Here is a 25,956-nt window from a genome sequence, read left to right on the forward strand (position 1 = left end):
GGCAGAATAGAAGGGAAAAGAATACCGCCCGGAAGAACGGGCTCTTCCGGGCGGTATTTTGCCGCAATCGATGTTTTCTGTATGTTTATCGGTTATAGTTTTCGAATTGCTCGACGATCTCCTGTTCCGGTGCGGGAGTCAGCAGAGAAACCACCACGATCGCTGCGCAGGCGCAGAGAAAAGCAGGCAGCAGTTCATAGATGGCCCAGGCGCCGCCCATAGGAGCGATCAGGAACTTCCAGACAAAGACCATCACGCCGCCGGTCAGCACACCGGCCAGCGCGCCCCATTTGTTCGAGCGCTTCCAGAACAGGGCCAGCAGCATGGTGGGGCCAAAGGTTGAGCCAAAGCCGGCCCAAGCGAAGGACACCACCCGGAAGACCGAGCTGTTGGGGTCCCGCGCCAGGAACGCTGCCACCAGGGAGACCAGAATCATCACGACCCGGGCCACGGCCATGCCTTTCCGGCCGGTGAGATCCAGTTTGAGGAAGTCGCAGCCAATGTCCTGAGAAACAGAGGAAGAAGCCGCCAGCAGCTGGGAGTCGGCGGTGGACATGGTTGCCGCCAGGATACCAGCCAGGATGATGCCGGCCACCAGGGCGGGCAGGGCTCCATAATGGCTGATCAGCTGCGCAATATGGACGATGATGGTCTCGGAGTCCGGCAGAGACTCCATCACCCCGGCGTGGGTCATGCCGTTGCCGACCACGCCGATGACGATGGCCATTGTCATCGAGATGACCACCCAGGAGGAGGCCACCTGCCGGGAGAGTTTGAGTTTTTTCTCATCCTCGATGGCCATAAACCGGAGCAGGATGTGGGGCATTCCGAAGTAACCCAGGCCCCAGGCCAGCAGAGAGCAGATGGTCAGCAGCGTATAAGGGTTGGAGCCGCCGGTGGCAGGGTCGTAGATCCGATCCAGCGAAAGATAACCCGCCATGGACTGGGCGTTTTCCATGACGGCGGAGATGCCGCCCGCCTGGGTGGTCCCGAAGCCCAGCACCACCACCAGGGCAATGGTCATGATGATGGATTGGATCAGATCGGTGAAGGAAGCCGCCAGGAAGCCGCCCAGAACCGTATAGGCCACAATGACGCCAGCCGAAACCAGCATGGCGGCCAGATAGTCTACCCCGAACAGGGTGGAGAAGAGCTTGCCGCAGGCGGCAAAGCCGGAAGCAGTGTAGGGGATGAAGAAGATGATGATAATCAACGCGGCCAGGGCCGAGAGCAGATATCCGCGGTCCCCCCAGCGCTTGGAGAAGAACTGGGGCACCGTGATGGCGCCCAGCTTGTAGGAATAGCGGCGGATTCGCCGGGCCACGATCAGCCAGTTCAGATAGGTGCCGATCACCAGGCCGATGGCCGTCCAGCTGGCCTCGGCCAGGCCGGTGAGGTAGGCGACCCCCGGCAAGCCCATCAGCAGCCAGGAGGACATATCGCTGGCCTCGGCGCTCATGGCGGTGACCAGCGGCCCCAGCTTCCGCCCGCCGAGGTAGAAGTCGTCCACCGAATTGTTTTTCTTGGAATAGGCCACGCCCACCCAGAGCATTCCGCCCAGGTAGAGGACGATGGCCAGCAGAATGAATCCCTGTGCCATAGTTATATACCCCTTTCGTTCCCTCGTTCGCCGCCGGAGCCGGCCTCCCGGTCTGCTGTGCCGGCGGAACAATACGTTTATTATAGCACGGAGCGAAAAAGAATAAAATGCAGAACGGTGCATAGAATTTATTCTATACACTATTCTGCACTTTTTGGATTTTAAACAATTTATCGTTAAAAAATGCTGTATGTTTTTGTTTTTATAATTTGCACATTCTGCTGAATTATTTCTCGTTTTTTCGGAATCCCCCGAGAAACAGCGGCATCATGGTCCGCCCATACTGCTGAAGAGAGTAGCCGCCTTCGGACAAACACCAGTCATAGATCAGCGCCCGCTCGCACAGCGCGTAGACCCGCACCATCTCGCTGACCGTCACATCCTCCCGCAATTCTCCCCGCTGCTGGCCCTCCATCACGATCTTCCGGAGCAGTTTGTAATAAATGCGGTTGTGATCCAGAAGATGCTTGTCCCCCCCGGGTGACCAGCTGGGAGGAGTAGAGCCGGGCCAGCAGATCCAGTGAGATGGAGTTCTCCACCATCGCGAACAGCTCCCGGTTGAGGTACATCAGCTGGTCAAACCGGTTCATTTCAGGGTTCAGGGTGGAGGAAAGTTCCTCATACTTGTGGTCGAAGAGGTAGGACAGGGAGGACAGCAGGGCATCCTTCCCCTCGAAATAATGGTAGAACGACCCGCGGGAAGTACCCGATGCGGCGATGATTTCTTCCACGGTGGTGTCATCGTATCCCTGGCGGTAGAACAGATCCCAGGCCGCTTCAATGATTTTGCCTTTGGTGTTGTAGGTGTTTTTTCTGGCCATAGGGGCCGCCTTTCCCGCCGCGCCCGGCGGGGCGGCGCTGCATTTGTTTTTTCTTATTCTACCGAAGGCCGCCGCCCAAATCAAGCTGCTAACCCAAACCGATGAGAAAAGCGCGCAGACCCTCGGAGTGGTTTTTAAGATGGACCAAAAGAAAGGTCCGCCGTTTCATGCCGGTTGCTGGCGAGAAACGCGCGGATTTTCAATGCGCTGTTTGGTGAGGATAGCATTTTCAATGCAGCGGCTGGCATAGGTGGAAAAGCGGGCCTGGCGGGTGCTGTCGAAGGTGTTGACCGCCTTGATGAGGCCGATGGTGCCGATGCTGATGAGGTCGTCCTGGTCGCCGGGGAGGGCGTAGTACTTTTTGGCGATGTGGGCCACCAGGCGCAGGTTGTGGCGGATGATCTTTTCCCGGGCGGCGGGGTCGCCCTCCCGTAGCGCCTCAAAGGCGGCGGCCTCCTCCCGGGGGGTCAGGGGGCGGGGAAAGCTCCCGGATTCCAGGTGAAGGGCGAGGTAGAGGAAGCGGGCGGAGAAAAATTGGAGCAGGCTCAGCAGCATGATGAAAACCTCCCTTTTGCATTGGGCCGGAACGGGCCGTTTCTGCTTTCAATCTATGAGCAGAGGGGGCAAAATTTGCCCGGCGGGGGAGGGAGCGGGGCCCGGAGGCCGGGTTTGGGCGGGAATACGAATTTTTAAAGCTCGATTCTGTCTTTTGAATTGTAATTTGCTGGAAAAGCAGGTATAATAATGTATTGAGCAACGATTGATTGCGGGTTGCTGAGGATAGGAAGGAACGAAACCATGGATACAGAACAGACCCAGGCCCTGCAGGCAGCGGTGCGGCCGGAACGCGGCTTGCTGCTGATTGTGGACGACGACGAAATCAACTGCGCGATCTTGGAGAACCTGTTCGCGCCCTATTATGACACCGATACGGCCGAGAACGGCCGGGCCGGCCTGGAACGTGTGCTGGAGCGGCAGGACGACCTGTGCGCCATCCTGCTGGATGTGATGATGCCCGAGATGGACGGCATCCAGGTGCTGCGCTGCCTCAAGGAATACGGCCTTTTGGAAAAAATCCCGGTATTCCTCATCACCGCCGAGGCCAGCGGCGAGGTGATGAAAGAGGCCTATGCCCTGGGCGTGATGGACGTCATCGGCAAACCCATCATCCCCTATATGGTGCTGCGGCGGGTGCAGTCGGTGGTGGAACTGTTCCAGGCGCGGGAGCGGCTGAGCAACGTGGTGGAGCTGCAGCAGGCCGACCTGCTGGCCCAGGCCAAACAGATCATCGAGCTGAACAAGGGAATGATCGAGGCCCTGGCTGCCGCCATTGAATTCCGCAGCGAGGAGTCGGGGGACCATGTCCGCCGGATTCACGATATCACCACCTACCTGCTCACCCATACCCCTCTGGGCGATGGCCTGTCCCCCATCGAGATCAAACAGATTGCCCTGGGGTCCATCATGCACGACGTGGGCAAAATTGCGGTGCCCGACGCCATCCTCAACAAGCCCGGCAAACTCACCCCCGAGGAATTCGAGGTGATGAAGAGCCATACCGTCCAGGGCGCCCGCCTGCTGGAACAGATCCCCCAGCTGCGGGAAAACGGCGCCTATCCCTACGCCTGGGACATCGCCCGCCACCACCACGAGCGGTGGGACGGCCGGGGCTATCCCGACGGGCTGAAAGGGGACGAGATCTCCCTGGCAGCCCAAATCGTCTCCCTGGCGGACGTCTACGACGCCCTCAGCTGCAAGCGGGTGTACAAGGACGCGTTCCCCCGGGAAAAGGTGCTGGAAATGATCCGCAGCGGCGACTGCGGCAGCTTCAACCCCCGTCTGCTGGAATGCTTCTTCCAGGTGGAAGGAGAACTGGCCAAACTCTACCAACATCCCTGCAAGGAGGATTAAACCATGGATCAGGCAAAACTGGACAATCTGGCCCGGGGCGGCATCCAGGCCGCCGACGCCCTGGAGCGCTTTATGGGCAGCGACGCTTTGCTGGAGCGGTTTCTCAAGCGCTTTCTGGAAGATGCGACCTACAGCAGCCTCTGCCAGGCGGTGGAGGCCGGAGACTGGCAGCAGGCCCTGGCGGCCTCCCACACCCTGAAGGGGATGTGCGGCAATCTGTCCATGACCGAACTGTACGACCTGTTCACCCGTCAGGTGGCCCTGCTGCGGGAGGACAAGCCTGCCGACGCCGCCGCCCTGATGCCCGCCATTGAGGCGGCCTACCGCCGGGCGGCCGACGCCATCGGGCAGCTGTAATATGTGGTATTCAAAATACAAACCGGCCCGGCCCCGGAAAATCAACCGGGAAAAGTGGGTCAACCTGTGGAAAAAACTGCGCTATTATCTCTTTGCCACCCTGGTGCTGATTGCAGCGGGGATTGTGTTTTCTGCCTTTTTGCAGAAAGTCCTGCTCCAGAACCACCAGACCATTGAGACGTCCGCCGCCCAGCACTATGCCGCAGAGGTGGACGGCGACCTGAGCACCTACAAGGCCCTGATCTCCTACGGCACCTATATGCTGGACGCCCGGATGGAGGAAGGGGACTCGGACGAGGACATCATCTCCCGCATCAACCAGTACTGCATCCGAATCCAGACCATCCTGGGGCAGGACCAGGTGGACCCCTATGTGGTGTACAAGGGCAAAATCTACGCAGCCAACCCCTGGGAAGGGGACGAAACCTACGACTATCCCTCCTCGGTCTGGTACAAGGAAGCCATGGAGCACCGGGGCGAAGTGGTCTTTACCGACGTGTATACCGACTCCATCTATCACCGGGGGATCATCACGGTGGTGGGGGCCTGCCTCCACAGCGACACGGTGGTGGCGCTGGATATCTTCCCGGAAAATCTCAACATCCAGCCCAGCGGCGTGGTCCCGGCGGAGGGAACCTCGGTCTTTATCTGCGACACCAGCGGCAGCGCCGTCTACACCCGCACCGAGCTGGACGCCAGCCAGCAGCAGGTCTATGTGGACCGGATGCTGGCCTCCATCCAGGACGGAAAGGTGGGCCGCTATGACTCCTTTGTGCTGGGAATGGACGGGGTGCGGCGGGGCATCTACTACGCCGACACCGAAAACGGCTGGAAAGTCATCCTCACGGTGCCGGTGGACCGGATGCTGGGCCAGCTGACCCAGTTCATAGGAATCTATATCCTGATTATGCTGGCCTGGATCATCGGCTTTGCGGTGACCATCTGGCACAATCTGCGCCTGGACTCCATGGTGGAGCGATCCAGCGAGACCATCCGGGTCCTGAGCAACTCCTACTATGGGATATTCCGGGTCAATTACGAGGAGGACACCTACGAGATCATCAAGAGTTCCCCCTACACCAGGGGCCGGCTGGCCCGGGAGGGTCCTTATTCGGAATTTGTGTCCGCTATCAGCGGCCTGATGGACGCCGACACCGTCAATGAGTTCTGCAAGAGCTTTTCCTCCGAGAGTTTGCGGGCCCTGAACGCCGGCCATATCCGGGACTACGGCGGCGATTTTCTGGGCCGGTACGACAGCGGAGAAAAGTGGATCAACATCCGGGTCCTCTTTGACGAGGCCCTGGGCCCCGATGAGGCGGTCCTCTGCTTCCGGGAAGTGGACAAGGAAAAGCGCCGGGAAATCCAGGAGCGGAAGCTGTTGGAGGAGACCCTGGCCATCTCCCGCCGGAACGAAAAGTCCAAGCTGTCCTTCTTCAATAACATGTCCCACGACATGCGCACCCCCCTGAACGCCATTCTGGGGGTTCTGGACCTGCTGCGCCAGCACGCCGGAGATCCCCAGAAGGTGCGGGAATACGCCGACAAGATCTCCTACTCGGGCCGGCAGCTGCTGGACCTGGTGAACGATATTCTGGAAATGTCCCGGATGGAACAGGGCAAAATGACCCTCAACCACCAGGCCTTTGACCTGGAGGAGTGCGTCCAGGCCTGTGCCGATTCCTTCCGGCCCCAGGCCCGGCAGGAAAAGAAAACCTTCCAGGTCAGCTGCAAGCTCCAGGACAAGCGGATCATGGGGGACAGCACCCGGGTGACCCAGATGCTGAACAACCTCCTGTCCAACGCCTTCAAGTTCACCTCGGAGGGGGACACCGTCTCCCTGACGGTGCGCCAGATGGGCGGCCCGCCCACGCCCCAGTACCAGATTGTGGTGCGGGATACCGGCATCGGGATGTCGGAGGAATTTTTGCCCCAGCTGTTTGAGCCCTATATCCGGGAGACCCGGTTCTTCTCCCGCCAGGTGATGGGCACCGGCCTGGGCATGCCCATCGTCAAGAGCCTGGTCACCCAGATGAACGGCCAGATCTATGTGGACAGCAAGCTGGGGGAGGGGACTACCTTCACCATCACGGTGCCCTTCCTGACGGCGGCCGCCGCCTCGGCGGAGAACCAGCCGGCTCCCGCCCCCGCCGCCGAGAAAAAGCCGGAGGAACCCTGCTCCCTCAAGGGGAAAAAGATCCTGGTGGCGGAGGACAACGTCCTGAACATGGAGATTGCCAGCGAGATTTTGACCATGAACGGGCTGGAAGTGTTCCAGGCGTGGAACGGCCGGGAAGCGGTGGAACTGTTCCTGGCGTCGGCGCCCTTTGCCTTTGATGCCATCCTGATGGATATGCAGATGCCCCAGATGGACGGCTGCGAGGCCGCCCGGAAAATCCGGGCCGCCGACCGCCCCGACGCCGCCGATGTGCCCATTGTGGCGGTGACGGCCAACGCCTTCGCGGAGGACATCGCGGCCACCACCGCCGCTGGCATGAACGCCCATATCTCCAAGCCCATCGATTTCCGCATCCTCTGCGCCACCCTGAAAGACCTGCTGGAAAACCGGCCCGGCTCCGAAGGGGCGAAAAATCTGTGAAGTCTGTTTTTCCCGTATGGTTTGTGGTACAATGGGGCTGGGGACGGCCCGGCCGCGCCCCGACTGATTGATCCGGGAGGAACACCGAATGCTGAAACGACTGCGGGGCAATCACCCGCATCTGTACTGTCTCTTGTCCGTCATCCTGTTTATGGCATGTATGGCGCTGGGACTCAACCTCTTTGCCTTTCTGATGGCTCTGCTGGCGCCGGAGGGAGTGATCCGGCCCTTCATGACGGAGGAATATCTGCTGCAGGCCGTCAACGACCTGATCGGATTCCTGGTGGCGCTGGTGCTGCTGTGGCGCACCGGACGAATGAGAGTCCTGACCCACCGGGGAACCGGATTTCTGGACGGATTGCTGGTGGGCATGTTCCCCTTTGTGATGCTGAGCCTGAGTCTCAGCCTCAACGTGGGGATTGTGGGACCGCCGGAGGGCGCCGTACCCAAGGCGGCCTGGCGGGTGGTGGTCTTTCTGATCACCATGTTCCTCATCGGCCTGGCTGAGGAGGCCCTGTTCCGGGGCGTCATCGCCCAGACCCTGCTGGAACATTTCGGCTCTGACCGGGCCGGCGTCTGGAAGGCGGTGGTCCTGTCCGGCGTATTGTTCGGCGCGGGACACATGGTGAACCTGCTGGGCAGCGCTACCCTGGGCGTCCTGATCCAGTGCTGCATCACCATGGCTCTGGGCATGCTCTACGGCGCCATCTATTTCCGAACCGGCAATCTGTGGGTGGTGGTTTTCCTGCATATGTTCCAGGACGTGGCCGCCCTGATCCAGTCGGGCCTGTACGACGGCGTGGGCGGCGTCAGCGAGGTGGTCAGCACCTACGACCCCAGCATGCTGATCAGCGTCCTGATCTACCTGATCCCCACCATCTTCCTGCTGCGCAAAAAGCGCATCCCCGAAATCCCCCTCTTCTCTCCCTACTTTTCTGAAGAAAAGTAGGCAAAAGACTTTTCACTGGGTACCATGAAGTTTGCGGGTCTCCGGTCGTTCCGCGGAGCCGTTCCGCTCGTGCTCGTTCGTTACGTTTGGGGCTGTGCCCCGGTACGATGCGAAGCTCCGCGTAGCCTGGTTTTCTCACTTGGTACACCATGAAACCCCATCCATAAAAATAACCCCCGCCCATCTTCCGGGCGGGGGTTTTACTGTGTACCATGAAGTTTGCGGGTCTCCGGTCGTTCCGCGGAGCCGTTCCGCTCGTGCTCGTTCGTTGCGTCTGGGGCTGTGCCCCGGTACGATGCAAAGTTCCGCGTAGCCTGACTATTGATAACCCGGCACACGCAGAAAAAACTATACAATGTAACCCCTGTCTCAGAGCGAGACAGGGGTTATTTTTACTTATATACTTATAGGTTTTTGGAGCGTACCGGGCGGGAGGTCAGGCTGTACAAGACTTTGGACTCACCGGGCCGCAGGCCGGGAACCTTATAAAGAGCCTGAAACCTTGCCGCCGGCAGGGCTTTGTGAAGACTACAGCGGTTTGCGGTACCAGGTGAAGCTTTTTGCTAAGCTTTTTCACGAAAAAGCGTCGTAGTCGATGGGGAGGGTGGGCAGGCCGTTCAGGTCCAGGCCGGCGGTGTGGCCCGCTATGTACTCGTAATACCCCTGGGACGCAATCATGGCGCCGTTGTCGCCGCAGAATTTCAGCTGGGGCAAAAAGACCTGGGCGCCCAGCTTCTGGGCTCCGTCGTTCACCAGCTGGCGCAGACGTCCGTTGGCCGCTACGCCGCCCGCCAGACATATCTGCTGCGCGCCGGTGTCGGCGGCCGCCAACAGCAGCTTTTCCGCCAGAATGCCGTCGATCCGCTCCTGGAAACTGGCCGCCAGGTCGGGGACGTTGATCTCCAGACCCTTCATCCGGGCCTGGTTCACCTCGTTGAGGACGGCGGTTTTCAGGCCCGAAAAACTGACGTTGTACTTGCCCTCCACATGGGGCACCGGCAGACGGTAGGCGTGGGGATCGCCGGTCCTGGCCGCGGCGGCGATGCTGGGCCCGCCCGGATAGGGCAGGCCCAGGGTCCGGGCCACCTTGTCGAAGGCCTCGCCGGCGGCGTCGTCCACCGTCCGGCCCAGAACATGGAACCGGGTATAATCCTCCACCTGGACGATGTGGCTGTGTCCGCCCGAGGCCACTAGGCACAGGAACGGCGGCTTCAGCTCGGGATGGGTCAGGTAGAGGGCCGCAATGTGTCCCCGCAGATGATGCACCGGGACCAGCGGTTTGCCCGCCGAATAGGCCAGGCCCTTGGCAAAGTTGACCCCCACCAGCACCGCACCGATCAGGCCCGGGGCAAAGGTCACCGCCACGGCGTCCACCTGGTCGATGGTACAGCCGGCGTCCGCCAGAGCCTTGTCCACCGTGGCGCTGATGTACTCACAGTGCCGGCGGCTGGCAATCTCGGGCACCACGCCCCCGTAGAGGGCCTGTTCTTTGACGCTGGTGGAAATGACGTTGCTTTTCAGCAGGCGGCCGTCCTCCACCAGGGCGGCGGCGGTTTCATCACAGGTGGATTCAATTCCCAGTATAACCATGTTCGCGTTTGTTCCTCCGCAGTATGATGTGTTGGGGGCTGTTAATGGGCCTCCAGCCAGGATTTGCCCTGGCGGACGTCGGTGTCCAGCGGCACTGCAAACTGGACGCAGCCCTCCATTTCTTCTTTCAGGATGCGGGCGGCCTGCTCGGCTTCGGCCTCGGGGGCCTCCACAATCAGCTCGTCGTGGACGGTGAGGATCAGCCGGCTTTCCAGCTTTTCATCCCGCAGCCGCCGCCAGACCCGCACCATGGCCAGCTTGATGACGTCCGCCGCGGTGCCCTGAATGGGGGTGTTGCGGGCCATCCGCTCTCCGCTGGTGCGGACCGCAAAGTTGGAGTTGGACAGCTCGGGCAGGGCCCGCCGCCGTCCAAACAGGGTGCTGACATAGCCTTTCTCCTTGGCGTCAGCGATGGTCTGCTCCATATAGCTGTCCACCTTGGGGAAGCTGGCCAGATAGTTTTTCAGGAAGGCGCCGGCCTCCTTCACCGAGACCCCCAGGTCCTCCGACAGGCTGAATGCGCCCTTGCCGTACATGATGCCGAAGTTGATGGCCTTGGCGGCGGTGCGCAGCCGGGGGGTCACCTCCTCCAGGGGGATGCCGTAAATCTTGGCGGCGGTGCTGCGGTGGATGTCCTGACCGCTGCGGAAGGCCTCCTGCATGTGCTCGTCCCCGGTGATGTGGGCCAGAATCCGCAGCTCAATCTGGCTGTAGTCGGCGTCCACAAAGACGCAGCCCGGCCTGGCCACAAAGAAGCTCCGCAGCTGGCTGCCCAGCTCGGTGCGGATGGGGATGTTCTGCAGATTGGGGTTGTCCGACGACAGGCGGCCGGTGCGGGCCTCGGTCTGGTTGAAGGTGGAGTGAATCCGGCCGTCGGGACCGATCACCTTCAGCAGGCCCTCCACATAGGTGGAGTACAGCTTCTGGTAGGAGCGGTACTGCAGAATCACGTCGATGAGGGGATAGTCGGGCCGCAGCTTTTGAAGGGTGGCGTTGTCGGTGGACCAGCCCCGGCTGGTCTTGCGGCCGTGGGGCAGGTTCATCTTGACAAAGAGCATGTCTCCCAGCTGCTTGGGACTGTTGGGGTTGAAATCGGGGTCCTCCACCTGGCTGCGGATATAGGACAGGGTGCTGTCGATTTTCTCCCGCAGCTGGACGCCGAACTGCTCAATCCCCGCCCGGTCCACCAGGACGCCGGTGCGGGTCATGTCGGCCAGCACCTGGGCCAGGGGGAACTCGATGTCGTTGTAGAGGGAATCCTCTCCCAGCCGGGTGATTTCCTCCTTCATCTTGGCAAACAGCCCCGCCAGATAGGGGGCGTCGGGCCATTCCTCACAGGTGAAGGCGGGGGCGATCTTGTAGGACTCGGCCAGGGCGGCGATGCTGTACTTGGCCGCCGAGGCGTCCAGCAGGTAGGCCGCCAGCTTGCCGTCCCAGGTGATGGAGGCGCCCCAGCCGCCCTGTTCCATGGCGGCGGCATAGAGGGGGGCCGCGTCGAACACCTCGGCGGCGACGGCGGGGTCATCCAGCAGCCGGGGCAGGTCGCTGTCGGTCAGAGGATAGACGGCGGCGTCCTGGACGGCGTACCAGTGGGCGGGGCGCTCCTCCACAATGCGGTTGCCCTTTTTGCCGTAGACCGCCGGCCGGGCCGCCAGCAGATACAGGCCCTGGGGATGGGCGGGCAGCTCCGACACCTGCCCGGCGGGCAGGGGAGCGGATTCCTCCGCGGGGCCGTCCTGGGCGGGGAGAACGTGTTCCAGACCCAGACGGGGGATCAGGGCCCGGATTTCCAGGTCCAGCATCAGGCGCACCGCCGCGGCCTTGTCGCCCTCACCCGGCGCATAGTGGTCGGGGTCGGTGTCGATGGGGGCGTCGGTGCGGATGGTGCCCAGGGTGTAGCTGAGCTCGGCGTCGGCCTTGTAGTCCAGCAGGTTGGCCCGCTGGCGGGGCTTGATGGCGGGGTCGTCGATGTGTTCGTACACCCCCGCCAGGCTGCCGAACTGCTGAATCAGGGCCAGGGCGGTTTTTTCGCCGATGCCCTTGACGCCGGGAATATTGTCCGACGAGTCGCCCATCAGGCTCTTGACGTCGATGAGCTGCCGGGGGCTGACCCCATACTGGGCCTGCACCGCCTCGGGGTCCATGACCCGGGTCTCGCTGTGGCCCCGGGACGTGGTAGCCAGCAGGACGGTGGTGGTATCGCTCACCAGCTGCAGGTTGTCCCGGTCTCCGGTGGCCAGGTAGCAGGTCTCCCCCCGCTGGTCACAGGCGGCGGCCAGGGTGCCCAGAATGTCGTCGGCCTCCCAGCCCTCGGCCGTCACCAGGCGGTAGCCCAGGTCGGTGAGGAGCTGGCGCAGAAGCGGCATCTGGGAGGCCAGCTCCTCCGGCATCCCGTGGCGGGTGGCCTTGTAGCCGTCGTACATCTTGTGGCGGAAGGTGGGGGCCGGCAGGTCAAAGGCGATGGCCACCTTGTCGGGCTGATAGGTCTGGGTCAGGGAGAGCAAAATGTTCATAAAGCCATAGATGGCATTGGTATATTGCCCCTCTTTGGTGGTCAGCACCTTGATACCGAAAAAAGCGCGGTTGGCGATGCTGTTGCCGTCAACGACCATTAAAGACATTGCATGAATCCTCCCTGTATGTGCAGCCCGCGTGCAGGCGGGCTGTGCGTCTGTCGCACCTTTACTTCTCAGTATACCACAAAAAGACCGGTGGGAACAAGACCAGGCTCCCGATACGCAAAAATACCCCGCCCGGACAGCCGGGCGGGGCGGGGATCAGTTGGTGGTCTGGATGGCGCCCACCGGGCAGGACTCGGCGGCGCTCACCGCCTGGGGAACGTCCTCCGGGGGGATTTCGCCGGGGATGGCCACCGCCAGGGTGCCGTCCATGGAAAAGACCTCGGGGCAAAGGCCGGCGCACTGGGTGCAGCCGATGCAGAGATTGGGATCAACAGAGGCTTTCATGGTCTCGCTCCTTTTTCGAGTGAATTTTCAAAGGGGGCGGCGGGCCGCCCTCACCCTCACAGTCTGCCCCAAACCGGGCCGGTCTATACTTTCGCCCGGCGGTATGCTACAATACAGGTATTCACACCGGAAAGGACGGAACAGGATGAACATTCAGATTTTCGGCACCACCAAGTGCTTTGACACCAAAAAGGCCCAGCGGTATTTTAAAGAGCGGGGCATCCGCTTCCAGATGATCGACCTGAAAGAGAAGGGGATGAGCCGGGGCGAGTTTGACAACGTGGCCCGGGCGGTGGGCGGCTGGCAGAACCTGGTCAACCCCGCCGCCAAGGACAAACAGACCCTGGCCCTGCTGGACGCTTTGATCGACTGGCAGAAAGAGGACAAGCTGTTTGAAAACCAGCAGCTGCTGAAAACCCCCATTGTCCGCAACGGCCGTCAGGCCACCGTGGGCTATCAGCCCGAAGTCTGGGCCAAGTGGGAGTAAGTGAGGTGTATCGGAGAATGCAAACAGGCTGGACCGTTCGCCCCAAAGATGTAGCTGCAAGGCGCAGGAGCGCCGCACTCCTTTGTGGAATGCAAGCGACTGCAACGCGGCAGATGCGCTTTGGGGCAGAAGGAGACAGCGTGGAGGCATTTTCAGATACACCTCAAGCCGTCAGGGCGGCCAGAGCCTTCAGGAAGGCGTCCACATTGGCCTCGGGGGTGGCCCAGCTGGTCACCAGGCGGATGCAGGTGTGGCCGGCGTCGGGCTTGGAGGAGAACTCAAAGCCGAAATCCGGCTTGAGGGCCTCCACCACCGCGTCGGGGAAGATGGGGAACTGCTGGTTGGTGATGCTGTCGCAGAAGAAGGGATAGCCCAGGGCGGCGATGCCGGCCTTGAGTTTCAGGGCCATCTGGTTGGCGTGGTCGGCCAGGGCCACATAGCGGCCCTCCTGGAACAGCTGCTCAAACTGGATGCCCAGCAGCCAGCCCTTGGCCAGCATGCCGCCCCGCTGCTTGATGTTGTAGCGGAAATCGGGCTTGAGGGCCGGGTTCAGGATCACCAGGGCCTCGCCGAACAAAGCGCCGTTCTTGGTGCCGCCGATGTAGAAGGCGTCGCACAGCCGGCCCAGGTCGGTGAGGGAGGGGCCGCCGGCGGCCAGGCCGCTGGCCAGCCGGGCGCCGTCCAGGTACAGCCACAGGCCCAGCTCATCGCAGACGGCCCGCAGGGCCTCCACCTCGGCCAGGCTGTAGACGGTGCCGATCTCGGTGGTCTGGCTGATGTAGACCAGCTTGGGCTTGACCATGTGCTCGTCGGGATGGGATGCCACCGCGGTGCGGATGGCGTCGGGGGTCAGTTTGCCGTCCACGGCGGGGCAGGCAATGCACTTGTGGCCGGTGGCCTCGATGGCGCCGGTCTCGTGGACGCAGATGTGGCCGCTGGCGGCGGCGATGGCCGCCTCATAGGGACGCAGGAAGGCCGCAATGGCGGTGGCGTTGGTCTGAGTGCCGCCCACCAGCAGGTGGACGTCGGCGTCGGGACGGCCGATGGCCTGGCGGATCAGATCATGGGCGCGGGCCGAGTGGGGGTCGGTGGAATAACCGGGGTTCCCCTCGGTGTTGGTGGCGGCCATGGCCTCCAGAATGGAGGGATGGCAGCCCTCGCTGTAATCGTTGGTGAAACGGATCATACGGTAACACTCCTTTTTTATGCAGTCGGCATAAGGCTATTATAGCATGCCGGGCGGCCCTGGCAAGAGGCGGCTTCGACATCATTTCACAAAATTACCATAGCCAATCTTTTGCGCCATGAGGCACAATGTGCTATACTATACGGAGAGTCATTGCACAAACCGGCCCCACCGGGCCGAAAACGATTTGTTGGAAGGCAGGAGACAGACACAACATGAGAACCTATGTCACCCCGGAGGAACACGCACGCATCCATCGCCGCCGCCGCCGTCAGGCGCTGGGGCTGGTGATGCTGGTGCTGCTGGTCATCGGGATTTTTACGGTGCTGGGGGCGGGCTACCGGCTGGTGGCCGGCCTGTTTGACAACACCGAACAGATGAAAGAATACGAGGACAAGCTGGAAGGTCTGGTGCTGTTCGACCCGCTGCCCTTCGAGGGCATCGAGAACATCGACGACCTGACCCTGCGTGAGGCCGCCGTCTGGGGCTGCATCTACAGCATCCAGGAGACCCAGGGCAACTTTGACAACTACGCCCACGACCCCACCACCGAACAGCTGCTGCTGCCGGCGGTGGAGGTGGACGCCTATCTGGCCCGGCTGGTGGGCCCCTCCTTCCAGCTGACCCACCGCAGCTTTGACATGGACGACATGACCATCGTCTTTGACGAGGCCACCCAGTGCTACAGCATCCCGGTCACCGGCGGCGTGGGCTACTATCGCGCCGACGTGGTCAAGATGTTCAAGGAGGACGGCAAGCTCCACGTCACCGTGGGCTATATCCCCACCAGCACCCAGGACGACCTCATCAGCACCCAGTCCGACACCCCCACCAAATATATGGACTATATCTTTGAGCGGACCAGCGGCAGCTGGTACCTCACCGGCCTGACCGAGAGCGCCACCAAGCCCGAACAGGCAGCCTCCTCCCAGGCGGCCAACTCGGTGGTGATGATGGACCCCGAACAGCTTCAGGACGCCATCCGCTCGGGAGTCAACCCCAACGCCGATTCCAGCAGTTCCGCGTCCAGCGGGGCCGCATCCAGTGAAGCGGCGTCCAGCGAGGCCGCCAGCAGCGAAGCCGCCGCCAGCAGTGAGGCCGCTTCCAGCGCCGGCAGCGAGGCTGCCTCCACCGACGCAGCCGCCTGACCCCACACAGCCGAAACACCCCGGGCCCCGGCCCGGTGAGACAAACAAGACGCTCTGCCGAAAGATGGCGGAGCGTCTTGTTTTTTTTGTGGAGAGGGGATTATTTCAGGTCGAAGCGGACCACCACCAGCCGGTACCACAGATAGGGCACCATGTTCCAGATCATCCACAGTTCCATCAGCAGGTAATGGGGCAGGTCCCGCAGGCGGAAAGGCCGCTTGCCCAGCCGGCCCTCCCGGAGAATGGCAAAGGCCTCGTGCATACCCTTGTCCCAGGCGTCCCCAAAGCCCTGTTTGTGGAACTTATAGTATTTCAGCAGGTAGCCCGCCAGCAGGGGCAGGGCGTTGACCAAAAGCATCAGGGCGGGCTCGTTTTTGAGGGGGAGAAGGATGCTGTTGCGGCCGCTCTGCTGGCTCTTGAAGGCGTTGTACCGCACCGCGCCGGTGCTGGCGCCGCAGATGTGGTAGCAGCGGGCCGCGGGGCACAGGATATTCTTGTAGCCGGCATTATTGGCCCGCCAGCTCAGGTCCACGTCCTCGAAGTAGGCGAAAAAGTTCTCGTCAAAGCCGCCGATCTCGTCCAGGATGCTCTTGCGGTAGAGGGCCGCACCGCCGCAGGCCGAGAAAATCCGTTTCTGTCTGGTGTAGCGGCTGGCGCGGCGGCCGTCGCCGGTCTTGCAGGCAAAGCCCATCCAGGTGACGTAGTCGCCGGCGTCGTCGGCCAGTTCCCGGTCAAAGTGGCGGATCATCAGGCTCTGGACCGCGAAAATCCGGCGGTCGCTGTCCGCCGCACGGATCAGCTCGGCCAGCCACTGGGGCTCGGCGAAGGCGTCGTTGTTGAACAGCACCACATATTCGCTCTGGGCCCGGGCAATGCCCTGGTTCACCGCGTGGGAAAAACCGGTGTTGTGGCCGTTTTCGATCAGGGTGAAGTTGGGCCGGCTGCAATAGCTGCGGGCCTGGTCCAGGCTTTCGTCGGTGGAACCGTTGTCCACCACAATGAGTTCAAAGTCCTGCTCGGTCTGGGCGTAGATGGATTCGATGGAATCTTTCAGCCAGCCTTTGCCGTTGATGTTGGGGATGACGATGGTTGCTTTCATGGGCCGCTCCTGTTTCCGGGGCCGCGGGGGCGGCCGGGTCTTGTCACACAATCAAACTACATTATAGCACACTTTCCCCATAAAAAACACCTGCTTTTCTTCAGAAAAGCAGGCAAGTTCCTTTTTCGAGAAAAAGGAACCAAAAAGCTTTCAACTGGTACCGCTGACTGCTGTGGGCTTCACAAGGCCCTGCCGGCGGCAAGGTTCCAGCCTCTTTAGAAGGCTCCCGGCCTGCGGCCCGATGCGATGCAAAGCCCGTTTTAGCCCACTTTCCTCATTTGGTACGTGCTGAAAAATCAATGATAAAACCCCCGCCCTCCCGGAGTGGGAGAGCGGGGGTGAGGGTCAGCCGGTTTTCTTAAGTGTAAGAGGCGGGTTGCCGCTGGCGGTGTTGTCCAGATACTGCCAGTCTCCGCCCTTCAGCGCCTCGTTCATAGCATCCATGGCGCTCAGAGTTTCCCCGACCGATTCTGTCCATTCGACAGTGCTGCCGTCCACCTTGGTGGCATTGATATCGCTTTCAGGCCATCCTATTCCGCAGGTTGGGCCGGTGCCGCTCCAGTAGCAGGCGGTGACGGTGCCGCCAAAGACGGTGCCGCCAAAGGAGAAGGTTAAGTTATACCCCACCACGCCGCCAGCTCTGTTGCCGGAGACGGAGCCGTTTGCATGGTAGCAGGCGGTGACGGTGCCGCTGTTGCTGCCCACCACGCCGCCGGCGTTGTAGCCGCTCACAGAGCTGGTGGAGCAGCAGGCGGTGACGCTGCCGCCGTTGTTCCATCCCACCACGCCGCCAGCGAAGTTATCATCCTTATCCTTGAGTATTACACTGCAGGTGGTATAACAGCCGGTGACGTCGCCGCCATTCTGGCCCACCACACCGCCGGCGTTGCAGGCGGAGATAGTGGAATGAACGCTACCACCCTCCACATGGCAATTTTCAATGAAGCCATCGTTAAAGCCCGCCACTCCACCGATACAGCCGGGGCTGATCGGGGTACCGATGCCGTCTCCGCTGTCATCTTCGTAGGTGCTGGTGACCTTGGGGCTATTCAGGGTCAGGTTCTTCACCGTGCCGCCCTGGATATAGCCGAACAGACCGGCATATTCATAGTTGCCACTGACGTTCAGCCCATCAATGGTGTGTTCCTGGCCGTCAAAGGTGCCGGTGTAGGGGTTTTGTTCGGTACCGATAGGAATCCAAGTGTCATCGAGGGTGACATCACAGTTCAGGGTGATATTGACGGAAAGAATGGTATTTGCCTTGGGCCAGTTCAAATCTTCGACCAGCTTTTGCAGACCTTCCGAGGTATTGATGGTGTAGTTTTGATCGTCTACCTTGGTATAAGGATCTTTTGACGGAGCAGGCTCATCATCTTCGTCCTCGTCGTTGTCGTCGGGCTCATCCTTGTCGTGGCTGCCGGCCTTGAGCACCTCCACATCCACCGCGATGTAATAGCCGCCCTCGGCCTCGATCATGGAGACATGGGCGCGGTAGCTGCCGTCATCGGGCAGGGAGGAAAAGACTCGGTTCCACTCGGTGAAGGCCGACCGGGCGGCGGCTTCGGGGTCGCTGCCGGGCTGGAAGGTGAGGGTCACGCCGTGCTGGCCCTGCTGGCCGTCCCCCAGATTGTTAAAGGTGATGCTGCCGCCCGAGAGGCTTAGGTTTTCCACCAGGGCGGCCAATACCTCCTCCTGGGTGTCGCCGGCCGCGGCGGCTTTTTTCAGGGCGGCGGTGAGGGCGGGGTCCACCTCCACCGTGACATTGTTGTACTGGCCGCTGAGCAGGTCGGCGATCACCTGGGACAGGGCCTTGCTGCCGCCGCAGCCCGCCAGCAGGCTCAGCGCCAGCGCCGCCGACACCAGCAGCGCCGTCAGCTTTTTCATACAGGTCATGGGTTCCTCCTTTGGTTTGCGTCCGAAAAGGTGTACCTTTCCGGATGGCCTCTTAAATCCGGTCTAATACTTTGGTATAATTGATGCTCCGCCCAATTTTTGGTATAATAAATTTCACAAAAAGCACAAAAACCCCCATCCGGAAAAGTACACTTTCCCGGACGGGGGTTTCGCTGTGTACCATGCACTTTCCGGGTGTTCGGCACTTCCGCAGAGTCTTTACACCACTCTTGCGCTTAGCCCATTTTCACCAGGGCGAACCCTGCCGGCACACAAAAAAGCCCGCAGCTTTGGGCTGCGGGCCGGAAAAGGGAGAGGGGGACTCCCGGAGAGGTCAAGGGGTCAGGTTCAGGCGGCCAGAGCGTCCTGGATGGAGGTCAGGACGGCGTCGGAATCCTCACAGCAGACCAGCACCACCTCGCCGGAGGGGACGGTGGTGACGGTGGCTGCCTTGGCGATCTCGTACTGGTCGGCCAGGTAGTTCTGCATCGACTTCTGCTGGCTGGTGACGTAGTCCTCCAGGGCCTGCTTGACGGTGTCGGTCTTGCCCTCGGCGGGCTTGACGATGGCCACCGCATAGCTGCGGACGTTCATCAGGGACACCGAGGCCGACAGGCTCTCATAGTCGCCCTCCGACAGGCCCAGCATGGGCAGGATGAAGTTTTCGGCCTGGGCCTGCAGGTCCTCGGTGGTGGCCTCCTCGCTGTAGCCGTCGGTGGCGGAGAAGTTGCCGTCCTTGTCGATGTTGAGGATGAGCATGGTCTCGTTGTCCTCGTCGTTGCGGGCGTCGTGGATGATCTGGCTGTAATCCTTGGGCTCCGAAACGCTGGAGGAGGAGCTGGCGCCGCAGGCGGCAAAGGCAAACAGGGCCATGGAAGCGGCAACAGCGGCAATCAGAATCTTTTTCATAAGTCTTTATTTCCTTTCATGTTAAAACGGTTTGATTGAAACACAGGGGAGCGGTGCTTTCCCACAGGATGGGCCGTCCGGGGGCATTTTATGCGCCCCGCAAGTCCCCTGTGAAGTCCTGTCACATGCTATACGAACAGCCCCGGGGGAAAATTGCGGTCGTTCAAAAAGGGTTTACAATTTCTTACAAACCCCGCCCGCGCCGGCAAAAAAGACCTCCTCCGCCCCTTGCGGGGCCGGAAGAGGTCCTTGAAAACAGCTCGGAAAGTCCGACGGGTTACAGCTGCAGGGATTCCAGCGGGCCGTGATCCACCGGGGTGGACAGAATGATCTGGGTGCAGGTGCTGCCCAGCTTCTGGAACTGGAGAATCAGCTGTTCCAGCTGCATCATGCTGCCGCAGCTGACCTTGATGAGGAAGGTATACTCTCCGGTGACGTGATAGCACTGGAGCACCTCTTTGCTGTTCTGCAGCAGGCTGAGCAGACCTTCCCGCTCCGACGGCGCCACCGACAGGCTGATGAGGGCATCCACATACAGACGGTTGGCGGGGCGGTTCAGGACCACAGTATAGCCCCCGATGATCCCGTCGGATTCCAGCTTGTGAATCCGGCTGGAAACCGCCGGGCTGGTGAGGGAGACGTGCTCCGCGATTTCCTTGACGGGCATCCGCGCATTGCGCGCCAGAAGGGAGAGGATCTTACGGTCCAAATCATCCATGGTTCGATTACCTCCATCGATCTATTCCCGGTGAATTCCGGTGAAATAGATAAAATTTTCTTTTAATAAAGTTTTCAGTTGTAAAAAATCACAAACTTGGGCAAAAATGTGAAACAGTCTGATTCCAGGTTTAATTATATAAAGTTTTACCGAAAAAGTAAAGTGAAATGATAAGGCATTTTGAAAATTTACAATTTGACAATAAATCGGATTTGGGTATAATACAAATCACAGGGCCGCGCTGCGCCGTGGTGCGCGCCGGGCCGTTCCAATGAGATTTACTGCTTTATATACTTTCCCACCCCTCTATACACAAAAACCCGCTGCCAGGCGGGTTTTTGTGTTATACGGGGGTTTTCTGCCGGTGGAAAACGAAACAGCTCCCTCGCCCGGGATGACGGGCAGGGGAGCTGTTTTTGATTGCAGGGAAATCTTAAACCAGATAGTTCTCGAAGACGTGGAGGTCCTCCCGCTTGACGATGCCTTCCAGATACAGGCCCTCGGGGCGGTATTCCTCGGTCAGGACGCTGCCGCGCTCCCGCATGGGGGCGGCCAGGCCCAAAGCGTCATAGGGCAGCAGCACCCGGATGGTCCGCACCCGGTCGCTGAGCAGCTGGTCCAGCCGCTGGAGCAGGCGGTCCAGGCCCAGGCCGGTCTTGGCGCTGGTGAGGAGGATATCGGGGTCGAAGGCGGCGGCCCCCGGCTTGTCGCACTTGTTGTAGACGGTCAGGCGGGGGATGTCGTCGCAGTCCAGGCTGTCCAGAACCTCCTGGGTCACCGCCAGCTGTTCCTCCCGCAGGGGGTCGGCGGCGTCCGCCACCTGGACGATGACGTCCGACCAGGCCGCCTCTTCCAGGGTGCTCTTGAAGGCCTCCACCAGGTTATGGGGCAGCCGGGACACAAAACCAACCGTATCCACCAGCAGCACCGCCATGCCGCTGGGCAGCACCAGCTTGCGGCTGGTGGGGTCCAGGGTGGCGAACAGCATATCCGCCTCGGCCACGCTGGGGCCGCACAGGGCGTTCATCAGGCTGGATTTGCCCACGTTGGTGTAGCCCACCAGGCTCACCACCGGCATCCCGGTCTTGGCCCGGGCCCGGCGGCTCTCGCCCCGGCGCTTTTCCATTTCGGCCAGACGCTCGGCCAAAGTGTCGATGCGGGCGTGGATGTGGCGGCGGTCCAGTTCCAGCTTGGTCTCGCCGGCGCCGCGCCGGGCGCCGCCGCCGCCACCGCCGCCGCCGCCCTGACGGCTCAGGCTCTCGCCCATGCCCTGCAGACGGGGCAGACGGTATTTCAGCAGGGCCAGCTCGGTCTGCAGTTTGCCCTCGTTGGTCACCGCGCGGCTGCGGAAAATTTCCAGAATCAGCATGGTGCGGTCGATGACCTCCACCCCTACCGCCGCCGAAATATTGCGGATCTGGCTGCCGGTCAGCTCTCCGTCAAAGACGGCGCACTGGGCGCCCAGCTGTTCGGCGGCCATCCGGGCCTCCTCCAGCTTGCCGCTGCCCAGAACGGTGCCCGCCTCGGGGGTGGACCGCTTCTGCACCACTTCGCCCACCGCTTCCATGTGGTTGGCCTCGCAGAGGGCCGCCAGTTCCCCCAGGCTCCGCTCACAGTCCCAGGCTCCCTGGTCCAGCGCCAGCAGCAGGGTGGGGGTGGGGGGCGTCTCTACCAGAATATCATACAGTTCGCTCAAAACAGTTCCTTTCTCTTGTGGGCGGCCCATTCCGCCCGGGTCAAACGGTAGACGTGACAGTCCACCGGGGTTCCGTCAAATTTGTGATACACCGCGTCGTGGTCGTAGACAAAGCCCGCTTTCTGCATCACCGCGCCGCTGGCGGGGTTCTCCAGCGCATGGCAGCAGGCCAGCCAGCTGCCTTCCGCCTTGACGAACCAATAGTCCACCACCGCCTGCAGGGCTTCGGTGGTATAGCCGTGGTTCCACCAGGGCTGCCCAATGCAGTAGCCCGGCTCCCAGATCCCTTCCGCCAGGTCGGCGCCCCGCTCCGCCCAGGCACGGACGGATTCCGGTTCACCGGCCCGGCCGTCCGCCAGGCTGATGGAGCCGATCAACTCGCCGGTGTCCTTCTCCACCATGGCCCACTGGTAATAGTCGGGGTTCTGGTACAGAACCGACCAGGCCGTCAGCAGGGCGCAGGTCTCCAGGACGTCTTTGTGGGGCTCCCAGCGGAGGTAACGGGTGACCGCCGGATTGCTGGCCCAGTTGCGGTACATGGCCGGGGCGTCCTCCGGCAAAAGGCGGCGCAGAACCAGCCGCGGGGTTTCGAGGGTTTGTGTGCCAACATGGCGCATCCGGCATCATCTTCCTTTCCTGTGTGTGCAGACCAGTATAACGGAAAACCGTCTTTTATGCAAGCGGTGCTTGACAATTTGGCCCAGACCGCTACACTGGTACCATAAACCGCTGAAAGTGAGACAAATCTATGAAAAACGCGCGCGATATTCTGCGAGACAGGGTCCTGGTGTTCGACGGGGGCATGGGGACCTATTATAAAGGCCGCCCCGGTATGGAATGCGAACAGGCCAACCTTGCCGACCCCGAGGGGATTCTGGCCGTCCACCGGGAATACCTGGACGCCGGGGCCGAGGCCATCAAGACCAATACCTTCGGCCTGCCCCGGATGGCCGCCGCCGGCCTGGACAACTGGCAGGAACTGGCGGCCGCCGGCTGGCGTCTGGCCTGCCGGGCCGCCGAGGGAACCGGTGCGGCGGTATTTGCCGACCTGGGCCCGGCCCCGGCCACCGATGCCGCCCCGGCCGCCCAGACCTACCGGGCGGCGGCTCAGGTCTTTCTGGACCTGGGGGCGGAAAACTTCCTGTTTGAAACCCTGAGCACCGACGAGGGGGTAGCCGAGGCGGCGGCCTTCATCAAGGAACGGCGGCCCGAGGCCTTCATCCTGGTGTCCTTTGCGGCCCTGCCCGACGGCTACACCCGGGAAGGCCGTTCCTGCCGGGAACTGGCGGCCCACATGGCCCGGTGCGGCCATGTGGACGCGGTGGGCCTCAACTGCCTGCTGGCGCCCAGCGCCATGGCGTCGGTGCTGCCGGCGGTGACCGGCTGCGGCCTGCCGGTGTCGGCCATGCCCAACGGAGGCTATCCGCTGGTGACCCGCAGCCGGGTGGTGTACCAGGGCCGGCCCGACTATTTTGCCCGGGAACTGTGCCGCATCCGGCAGCGGGGCGGGGTGATTTTGGGAGGCTGCTGCGGCACCACCCCCGCCCACATCGCCGCCCTGCGCCAGGCTCTGGAATCCACCCCCATGCCCATTGCGGCGTCGGCCCCGGCGGCGGACGTCCCTGCCGACACCCCTCTGCTGACCCCCGCCGACCCCTTCCTGCAAAAGCTGGCCCGGGGGGAAAAGGTAATTGCGGTGGAGCTGGACTCCCCCAAGGACGCCGACCTGTCGGGCTATGTGGAGGGGGCCCGGCGGCTCCAGGCCGCGGGCGCCGACGCCGTTACGGTGGCGGACTGCCCCATCGCCCGGGCCCGGGTGGATTCCTCCCTCACCGCCTGCAAGCTGCGGCGGGAACTGGGCATGGTAGCTCTGCCCCACATGACCTGCCGGGACCGGAACCTGAACGCCACCAAGGCCCTGCTGCTGGGGCTTTATGCCGAGGGGGTGCGGGAAGTGCTGGCCATCACCGGAGACCCCATCCCCACCGCCGAGCGGGACGAGGTGAAAAACGTCTACCAGTTCAACTCCCGCAAGCTGGCCCGGTACATTCACTCCCTGGCGGGCCCGGGGGAGGCCCTGCCGGGCATGACCGTCTTTGGCGCTCTCAACCTCAACGCCCGGAACTTTGACGTGGAGCTGCGCCGGGCCCAGGAAAAGCAGGCCAGCGGCATGGCGGGCTTTTTGACCCAGCCGGTGCTGTCGGAGGCGGCGGTGGACAACCTGAAAGCCGCCCGGGCCGCCCTGCCCGACGCCAAAATCCTGGCGGGCATCCTGCCGGTGGTGAGCCAGCGGAACGCCCTGTACATGGAGAACGAAATCAACGGCATCCATGTGGATGAGGCCATCATCCGCCGGTACGAGGGGGCGGACCGGGCCCAGGGCGAGGCCCTGGGGCTGGAAATTTCGCTGGAAATGGCTCGTGCGGCGGCGCCCTACGCCGACGGGTTCTATCTGATGACCCCCTTTAACCGGGTGGCCCTGATGGAGCGGCTGATTGCCGCCCTCAAACAGGAGGCATTATGAAGCGGATGAAGGAGCTGGCCCAGTGGCTGGTCTGCCTGCTGGTGATTGCCGTTCTGGCCCGGGTGGCCTGCATGGTGCTGGCCCCCGGCAACCCTGCCGGCATTGTGGCGCTGATGCTGGTGATTGCGCTGCTGATCGCCCTGGCGGGGGTGGAAGCGGCGCTGCTGATCCTGCGGCTGCTGGGCCGGAAATAACCGGCCCGGCCCCCTTCAAACGCCCTTTTGAAGCCTCTGAGGGGCGGATTTTTGCCGGAATGTGACCCGGACACCATCCGCCTTGACAGGGGAGAGGGGACCCACTATAATAGGGCCATAGAGCAGAAAAACTGCGGGGCTGCCCGACCCAAAGGGGGACAGCCCTTTTGAAAAAGACGCTGGTTTGTCATAACAAACCGCAAAGCCGCGCCGTCCCGGCAGACACCGCACCGCCGCCCCCGGAATAGAATGGGGAAGGCCGCAGGGGAGGGACGGCCGTCCAAATGCAGGAGAAACGAGGGTGAATCTATGACGAAAGAGATGATTTTGGGGATTCTGATCCCCTTTGCAGGGACGTCCCTGGGCGCGGGATGCGTGTTTTTGATGCGGGACCAGCTGCGGCTGGAGGTGCGCCGGATGCTGATTGGATTTGCAGCGGGCGTGATGGTGGCGGCGTCCATCTGGAGCCTGCTGATCCCGGCGCTGGAAGAAGCCGAATCGGCCGGGCTGGGCGTGTGGTCCTTTGTGCCGGCGGCGGGCGGTTTCTGGCTGGGGGTGCTGTTCCTGCTGGCGCTGGACCATCTGATCCCCCATCTGCATCAGGATGCCGACAGCCCCGAGGGCCCGCCGGCCCGGCTGCCCCGCATCACCATGATGCTGCTGGCGGTGACCCTCCACAACATCCCGGAAGGGATGGCGGTGGGCGTGGTGTATGCCGCCTGGCTGGCCGGAGAGGGGGAAATCTCTCTGGCGGGGGCGCTGGCCCTGTCGCTGGGCATCGCCATCCAGAATTTCCCCGAGGGAGCCATCGTGTCCATGCCGCTGCGGGCGGAAGGGGCCAGCCGGCCCCGGGCCTTCCTGGACGGGGTGCTGTCGGGGGCGGTGGAGCCTCTGGCCGCGTTCTTTACCGTGATGGCCGCCAGCCTGGTGATCCCGGCTCTGCCCTGGCTGCTGAGTTTCGCCGCCGGCGCCATGCTGTATGTGGTGGTGGAGGAACTGGTGCCTGAGATGACCGAGGGCGGACATTCCGACATCGGCCCGCTGGCCTTTGCTCTGGGATTCACCCTGATGATGGCGCTGGATGTGGCGCTGGGGTGAAAAACAACCCGGTTAAAAGATTCTAAACATCAACAAATAACCCCCGCCTCTTTTGGAGAAGCGGGGGATTTGTTATATTGTTTTTTCAGCGCGTGCCGGGGATGAAAAACAGGCCACACAAAATCTTGGACTCACAGGGCCGCAGGCCGGGAGCCTTATAAAGCGGCTGTAAGTTTACCGCCGGCAGGGCCTGGTGAAGTCCACAGCAGTCAGC

At 61.9% G+C, this 25,956-nt stretch carries 22 protein-coding genes; 9 read left to right on the top strand and 13 right to left on the bottom strand.

Features of this window, described 5'->3' with window-relative positions:
* Nucleotides 1–85: 85 nt before the first annotated feature.
* The 3 genes from B5F27_RS04565 to B5F27_RS04575 form a co-directional block, all read right to left on the bottom strand.
* On the bottom strand, nt 86–1,600 hold the full coding sequence (locus tag B5F27_RS04565; protein WP_087365042.1) for a sodium/proline symporter: 1,515 nt from the start codon (nt 1,598–1,600) through the stop codon (nt 86–88).
* Nucleotides 1,601–1,920: 320 nt separating this feature from the next.
* Nucleotides 1,921–2,421: a helix-turn-helix domain-containing protein gene (locus B5F27_RS04570; protein WP_343214628.1), complete on the bottom strand. Its 501-nt coding sequence runs from the start codon at nt 2,419–2,421 to the stop codon at nt 1,921–1,923.
* Between the two features lie 165 nt (nt 2,422–2,586).
* Nucleotides 2,587–2,976 carry a sigma-70 family RNA polymerase sigma factor gene (locus B5F27_RS04575; protein WP_087365044.1) on the bottom strand — a complete coding sequence of 130 codons (390 nt, stop codon included), beginning with the start codon at nt 2,974–2,976 and terminating at the stop codon, nt 2,587–2,589.
* A gap of 243 nt (nt 2,977–3,219) precedes the next feature.
* Between B5F27_RS04575 and B5F27_RS17395 the strand changes: the two genes are divergently transcribed.
* The 4 genes from B5F27_RS17395 (at nt 3,220) to B5F27_RS04595 (ending at nt 8,234) form a co-directional block, all read left to right on the top strand.
* Nucleotides 3,220–4,332: an HD domain-containing phosphohydrolase gene (locus B5F27_RS17395; RefSeq protein ID WP_087365046.1), complete on the top strand. Its 1,113-nt coding sequence runs from the start codon at nt 3,220–3,222 to the stop codon at nt 4,330–4,332.
* A 3-nt stretch (nt 4,333–4,335) separates the two neighbouring features.
* Nucleotides 4,336–4,689 carry an Hpt domain-containing protein gene (locus tag B5F27_RS04585; protein WP_087247417.1) on the top strand — a complete coding sequence of 118 codons (354 nt, stop codon included), beginning with the start codon at nt 4,336–4,338 and terminating at the stop codon, nt 4,687–4,689.
* Between the two features lies 1 nt (nt 4,690).
* A complete protein-coding gene (locus B5F27_RS04590) occupies nt 4,691–7,285 on the top strand; it encodes a hybrid sensor histidine kinase/response regulator (protein ID WP_087365048.1) in 2,595 nt (864 codons plus the stop codon).
* Nucleotides 7,286–7,373: 88 nt separating this feature from the next.
* Complete coding sequence (locus B5F27_RS04595) at nt 7,374–8,234, top strand: CPBP family intramembrane glutamic endopeptidase (protein ID WP_087365050.1); 861 nt, start codon at nt 7,374–7,376, stop codon at nt 8,232–8,234.
* A gap of 573 nt (nt 8,235–8,807) precedes the next feature.
* Here the strand turns inward: B5F27_RS04595 and tsaD are convergent.
* The 3 genes from tsaD to B5F27_RS04610 all read right to left on the bottom strand — a co-directional run bounded on the left by tsaD (nt 8,808) and on the right by B5F27_RS04610 (nt 12,790).
* A complete protein-coding gene (gene tsaD, locus B5F27_RS04600) occupies nt 8,808–9,824 on the bottom strand; it encodes a tRNA (adenosine(37)-N6)-threonylcarbamoyltransferase complex transferase subunit TsaD (RefSeq protein WP_087365052.1) in 1,017 nt (338 codons plus the stop codon).
* 41 nt (nt 9,825–9,865) lie between these two features.
* Nucleotides 9,866–12,445: a DNA polymerase I gene (polA, locus tag B5F27_RS04605; protein WP_087365054.1), complete on the bottom strand. Its 2,580-nt coding sequence runs from the start codon at nt 12,443–12,445 to the stop codon at nt 9,866–9,868.
* A gap of 156 nt (nt 12,446–12,601) precedes the next feature.
* A complete protein-coding gene (locus B5F27_RS04610) occupies nt 12,602–12,790 on the bottom strand; it encodes a ferredoxin (RefSeq protein ID WP_087248879.1) in 189 nt (62 codons plus the stop codon).
* A gap of 145 nt (nt 12,791–12,935) precedes the next feature.
* On the opposite strand from B5F27_RS04610, the gene B5F27_RS04615 reads away from it, so the two are divergent.
* A complete protein-coding gene (locus tag B5F27_RS04615) occupies nt 12,936–13,277 on the top strand; it encodes an arsenate reductase family protein (RefSeq protein WP_087248877.1) in 342 nt (113 codons plus the stop codon).
* A 163-nt stretch (nt 13,278–13,440) separates the two neighbouring features.
* Here B5F27_RS04615 and B5F27_RS04620 read toward each other — a convergent pair whose 3' ends face one another.
* Complete coding sequence (locus tag B5F27_RS04620; RefSeq protein ID WP_087365056.1) at nt 13,441–14,463, bottom strand: aminotransferase class I/II-fold pyridoxal phosphate-dependent enzyme; 1,023 nt, start codon at nt 14,461–14,463, stop codon at nt 13,441–13,443.
* Nucleotides 14,464–14,678: 215 nt separating this feature from the next.
* On the opposite strand from B5F27_RS04620, the gene B5F27_RS04625 reads away from it, so the two are divergent.
* Nucleotides 14,679–15,611, top strand: coding sequence for an Ice-structuring protein (locus B5F27_RS04625; protein ID WP_087248873.1), 933 nt, complete (start codon nt 14,679–14,681; stop codon nt 15,609–15,611).
* A 100-nt stretch (nt 15,612–15,711) separates the two neighbouring features.
* Here B5F27_RS04625 and B5F27_RS04630 read toward each other — a convergent pair whose 3' ends face one another.
* The 6 genes from B5F27_RS04630 to B5F27_RS04655 all read right to left on the bottom strand — a co-directional run bounded on the left by B5F27_RS04630 (nt 15,712) and on the right by B5F27_RS04655 (nt 22,543).
* Nucleotides 15,712–16,710 (bottom strand): glycosyltransferase family 2 protein, encoded by a 999-nt coding sequence (locus tag B5F27_RS04630; RefSeq protein ID WP_087248871.1) that lies wholly within the window; start codon nt 16,708–16,710, stop codon nt 15,712–15,714.
* Nucleotides 16,711–17,055: 345 nt separating this feature from the next.
* A complete protein-coding gene (locus tag B5F27_RS04635; protein WP_087365058.1) occupies nt 17,056–18,603 on the bottom strand; it encodes a GLUG motif-containing protein in 1,548 nt (515 codons plus the stop codon).
* Nucleotides 18,604–18,951: 348 nt separating this feature from the next.
* Nucleotides 18,952–19,512 carry a DUF4358 domain-containing protein gene (locus B5F27_RS04640; RefSeq protein WP_087248867.1) on the bottom strand — a complete coding sequence of 187 codons (561 nt, stop codon included), beginning with the start codon at nt 19,510–19,512 and terminating at the stop codon, nt 18,952–18,954.
* 277 nt (nt 19,513–19,789) lie between these two features.
* Nucleotides 19,790–20,230: an Lrp/AsnC family transcriptional regulator gene (locus tag B5F27_RS04645; protein ID WP_087365060.1), complete on the bottom strand. Its 441-nt coding sequence runs from the start codon at nt 20,228–20,230 to the stop codon at nt 19,790–19,792.
* A gap of 433 nt (nt 20,231–20,663) precedes the next feature.
* Nucleotides 20,664–21,926, bottom strand: coding sequence for a GTPase HflX (gene hflX / locus B5F27_RS04650; RefSeq protein ID WP_087248863.1), 1,263 nt, complete (start codon nt 21,924–21,926; stop codon nt 20,664–20,666).
* Nucleotides 21,923–22,543 (bottom strand): GNAT family N-acetyltransferase, encoded by a 621-nt coding sequence (locus B5F27_RS04655; RefSeq protein ID WP_087365062.1) that lies wholly within the window; start codon nt 22,541–22,543, stop codon nt 21,923–21,925. Before B5F27_RS04655 ends, hflX begins: the two co-directional genes overlap by 4 nt.
* Nucleotides 22,544–22,674: 131 nt before the next feature.
* Between B5F27_RS04655 and B5F27_RS04660 the strand changes: the two genes are divergently transcribed.
* The 3 genes from B5F27_RS04660 to B5F27_RS04670 all read left to right on the top strand — a co-directional run bounded on the left by B5F27_RS04660 (nt 22,675) and on the right by B5F27_RS04670 (nt 25,742).
* The gene (locus B5F27_RS04660) at nt 22,675–24,450 is read left to right on the top strand and encodes a bifunctional homocysteine S-methyltransferase/methylenetetrahydrofolate reductase (RefSeq protein WP_087248860.1); all 1,776 of its coding nucleotides are present in this window, start codon (nt 22,675–22,677) and stop codon (nt 24,448–24,450) included.
* On the top strand, nt 24,447–24,644 hold the full coding sequence (locus B5F27_RS04665; RefSeq protein WP_087365064.1) for a hypothetical protein: 198 nt from the start codon (nt 24,447–24,449) through the stop codon (nt 24,642–24,644). Before B5F27_RS04660 ends, B5F27_RS04665 begins: the two co-directional genes overlap by 4 nt.
* 309 nt (nt 24,645–24,953) lie before the next feature.
* On the top strand, nt 24,954–25,742 hold the full coding sequence (locus B5F27_RS04670; protein WP_087365066.1) for a ZIP family metal transporter: 789 nt from the start codon (nt 24,954–24,956) through the stop codon (nt 25,740–25,742).
* Nucleotides 25,743–25,956: the final 214 nt, after the last annotated feature.

Source organism: Faecalibacterium sp. An192, from assembly GCF_002160175.1.
Classification (GTDB): Bacteria; Bacillota; Clostridia; order Oscillospirales; family Ruminococcaceae; genus Faecalibacterium.

Excerpts from the sequence above, each read along its gene's own strand:
- B5F27_RS04565 (WP_087365042.1), bottom strand. The coding sequence starts at position 1,600 with ATGGCACAGGGATTCATTCTGCTGGCCATCGTCCTCTACCTGGGCGGA.
- B5F27_RS04570 (WP_343214628.1), bottom strand. The coding sequence starts at position 2,421 with ATGGCCAGAAAAAACACCTACAACACCAAAGGCAAAATCATTGAAGCG.
- B5F27_RS04575 (WP_087365044.1), bottom strand. The coding sequence starts at position 2,976 with ATGCTGCTGAGCCTGCTCCAATTTTTCTCCGCCCGCTTCCTCTACCTC.
- B5F27_RS17395 (WP_087365046.1), top strand. The coding sequence starts at position 3,220 with ATGGATACAGAACAGACCCAGGCCCTGCAGGCAGCGGTGCGGCCGGAA.
- B5F27_RS04585 (WP_087247417.1), top strand. The coding sequence starts at position 4,336 with ATGGATCAGGCAAAACTGGACAATCTGGCCCGGGGCGGCATCCAGGCC.
- B5F27_RS04590 (WP_087365048.1), top strand. The coding sequence starts at position 4,691 with ATGTGGTATTCAAAATACAAACCGGCCCGGCCCCGGAAAATCAACCGG.
- B5F27_RS04595 (WP_087365050.1), top strand. The coding sequence starts at position 7,374 with ATGCTGAAACGACTGCGGGGCAATCACCCGCATCTGTACTGTCTCTTG.
- tsaD (WP_087365052.1), bottom strand. The coding sequence starts at position 9,824 with ATGGTTATACTGGGAATTGAATCCACCTGTGATGAAACCGCCGCCGCC.
- polA (WP_087365054.1), bottom strand. The coding sequence starts at position 12,445 with ATGTCTTTAATGGTCGTTGACGGCAACAGCATCGCCAACCGCGCTTTT.
- B5F27_RS04610 (WP_087248879.1), bottom strand. The coding sequence starts at position 12,790 with ATGAAAGCCTCTGTTGATCCCAATCTCTGCATCGGCTGCACCCAGTGC.
- B5F27_RS04615 (WP_087248877.1), top strand. The coding sequence starts at position 12,936 with ATGAACATTCAGATTTTCGGCACCACCAAGTGCTTTGACACCAAAAAG.
- B5F27_RS04620 (WP_087365056.1), bottom strand. The coding sequence starts at position 14,463 with ATGATCCGTTTCACCAACGATTACAGCGAGGGCTGCCATCCCTCCATT.
- B5F27_RS04625 (WP_087248873.1), top strand. The coding sequence starts at position 14,679 with ATGAGAACCTATGTCACCCCGGAGGAACACGCACGCATCCATCGCCGC.
- B5F27_RS04630 (WP_087248871.1), bottom strand. The coding sequence starts at position 16,710 with ATGAAAGCAACCATCGTCATCCCCAACATCAACGGCAAAGGCTGGCTG.
- B5F27_RS04635 (WP_087365058.1), bottom strand. The coding sequence starts at position 18,603 with ATGACCTGTATGAAAAAGCTGACGGCGCTGCTGGTGTCGGCGGCGCTG.
- B5F27_RS04640 (WP_087248867.1), bottom strand. The coding sequence starts at position 19,512 with ATGAAAAAGATTCTGATTGCCGCTGTTGCCGCTTCCATGGCCCTGTTT.
- B5F27_RS04645 (WP_087365060.1), bottom strand. The coding sequence starts at position 20,230 with ATGGATGATTTGGACCGTAAGATCCTCTCCCTTCTGGCGCGCAATGCG.
- B5F27_RS04655 (WP_087365062.1), bottom strand. The coding sequence starts at position 22,543 with ATGCGCCATGTTGGCACACAAACCCTCGAAACCCCGCGGCTGGTTCTG.
- B5F27_RS04660 (WP_087248860.1), top strand. The coding sequence starts at position 22,675 with ATGAAAAACGCGCGCGATATTCTGCGAGACAGGGTCCTGGTGTTCGAC.
- B5F27_RS04665 (WP_087365064.1), top strand. The coding sequence starts at position 24,447 with ATGAAGCGGATGAAGGAGCTGGCCCAGTGGCTGGTCTGCCTGCTGGTG.
- B5F27_RS04670 (WP_087365066.1), top strand. The coding sequence starts at position 24,954 with ATGACGAAAGAGATGATTTTGGGGATTCTGATCCCCTTTGCAGGGACG.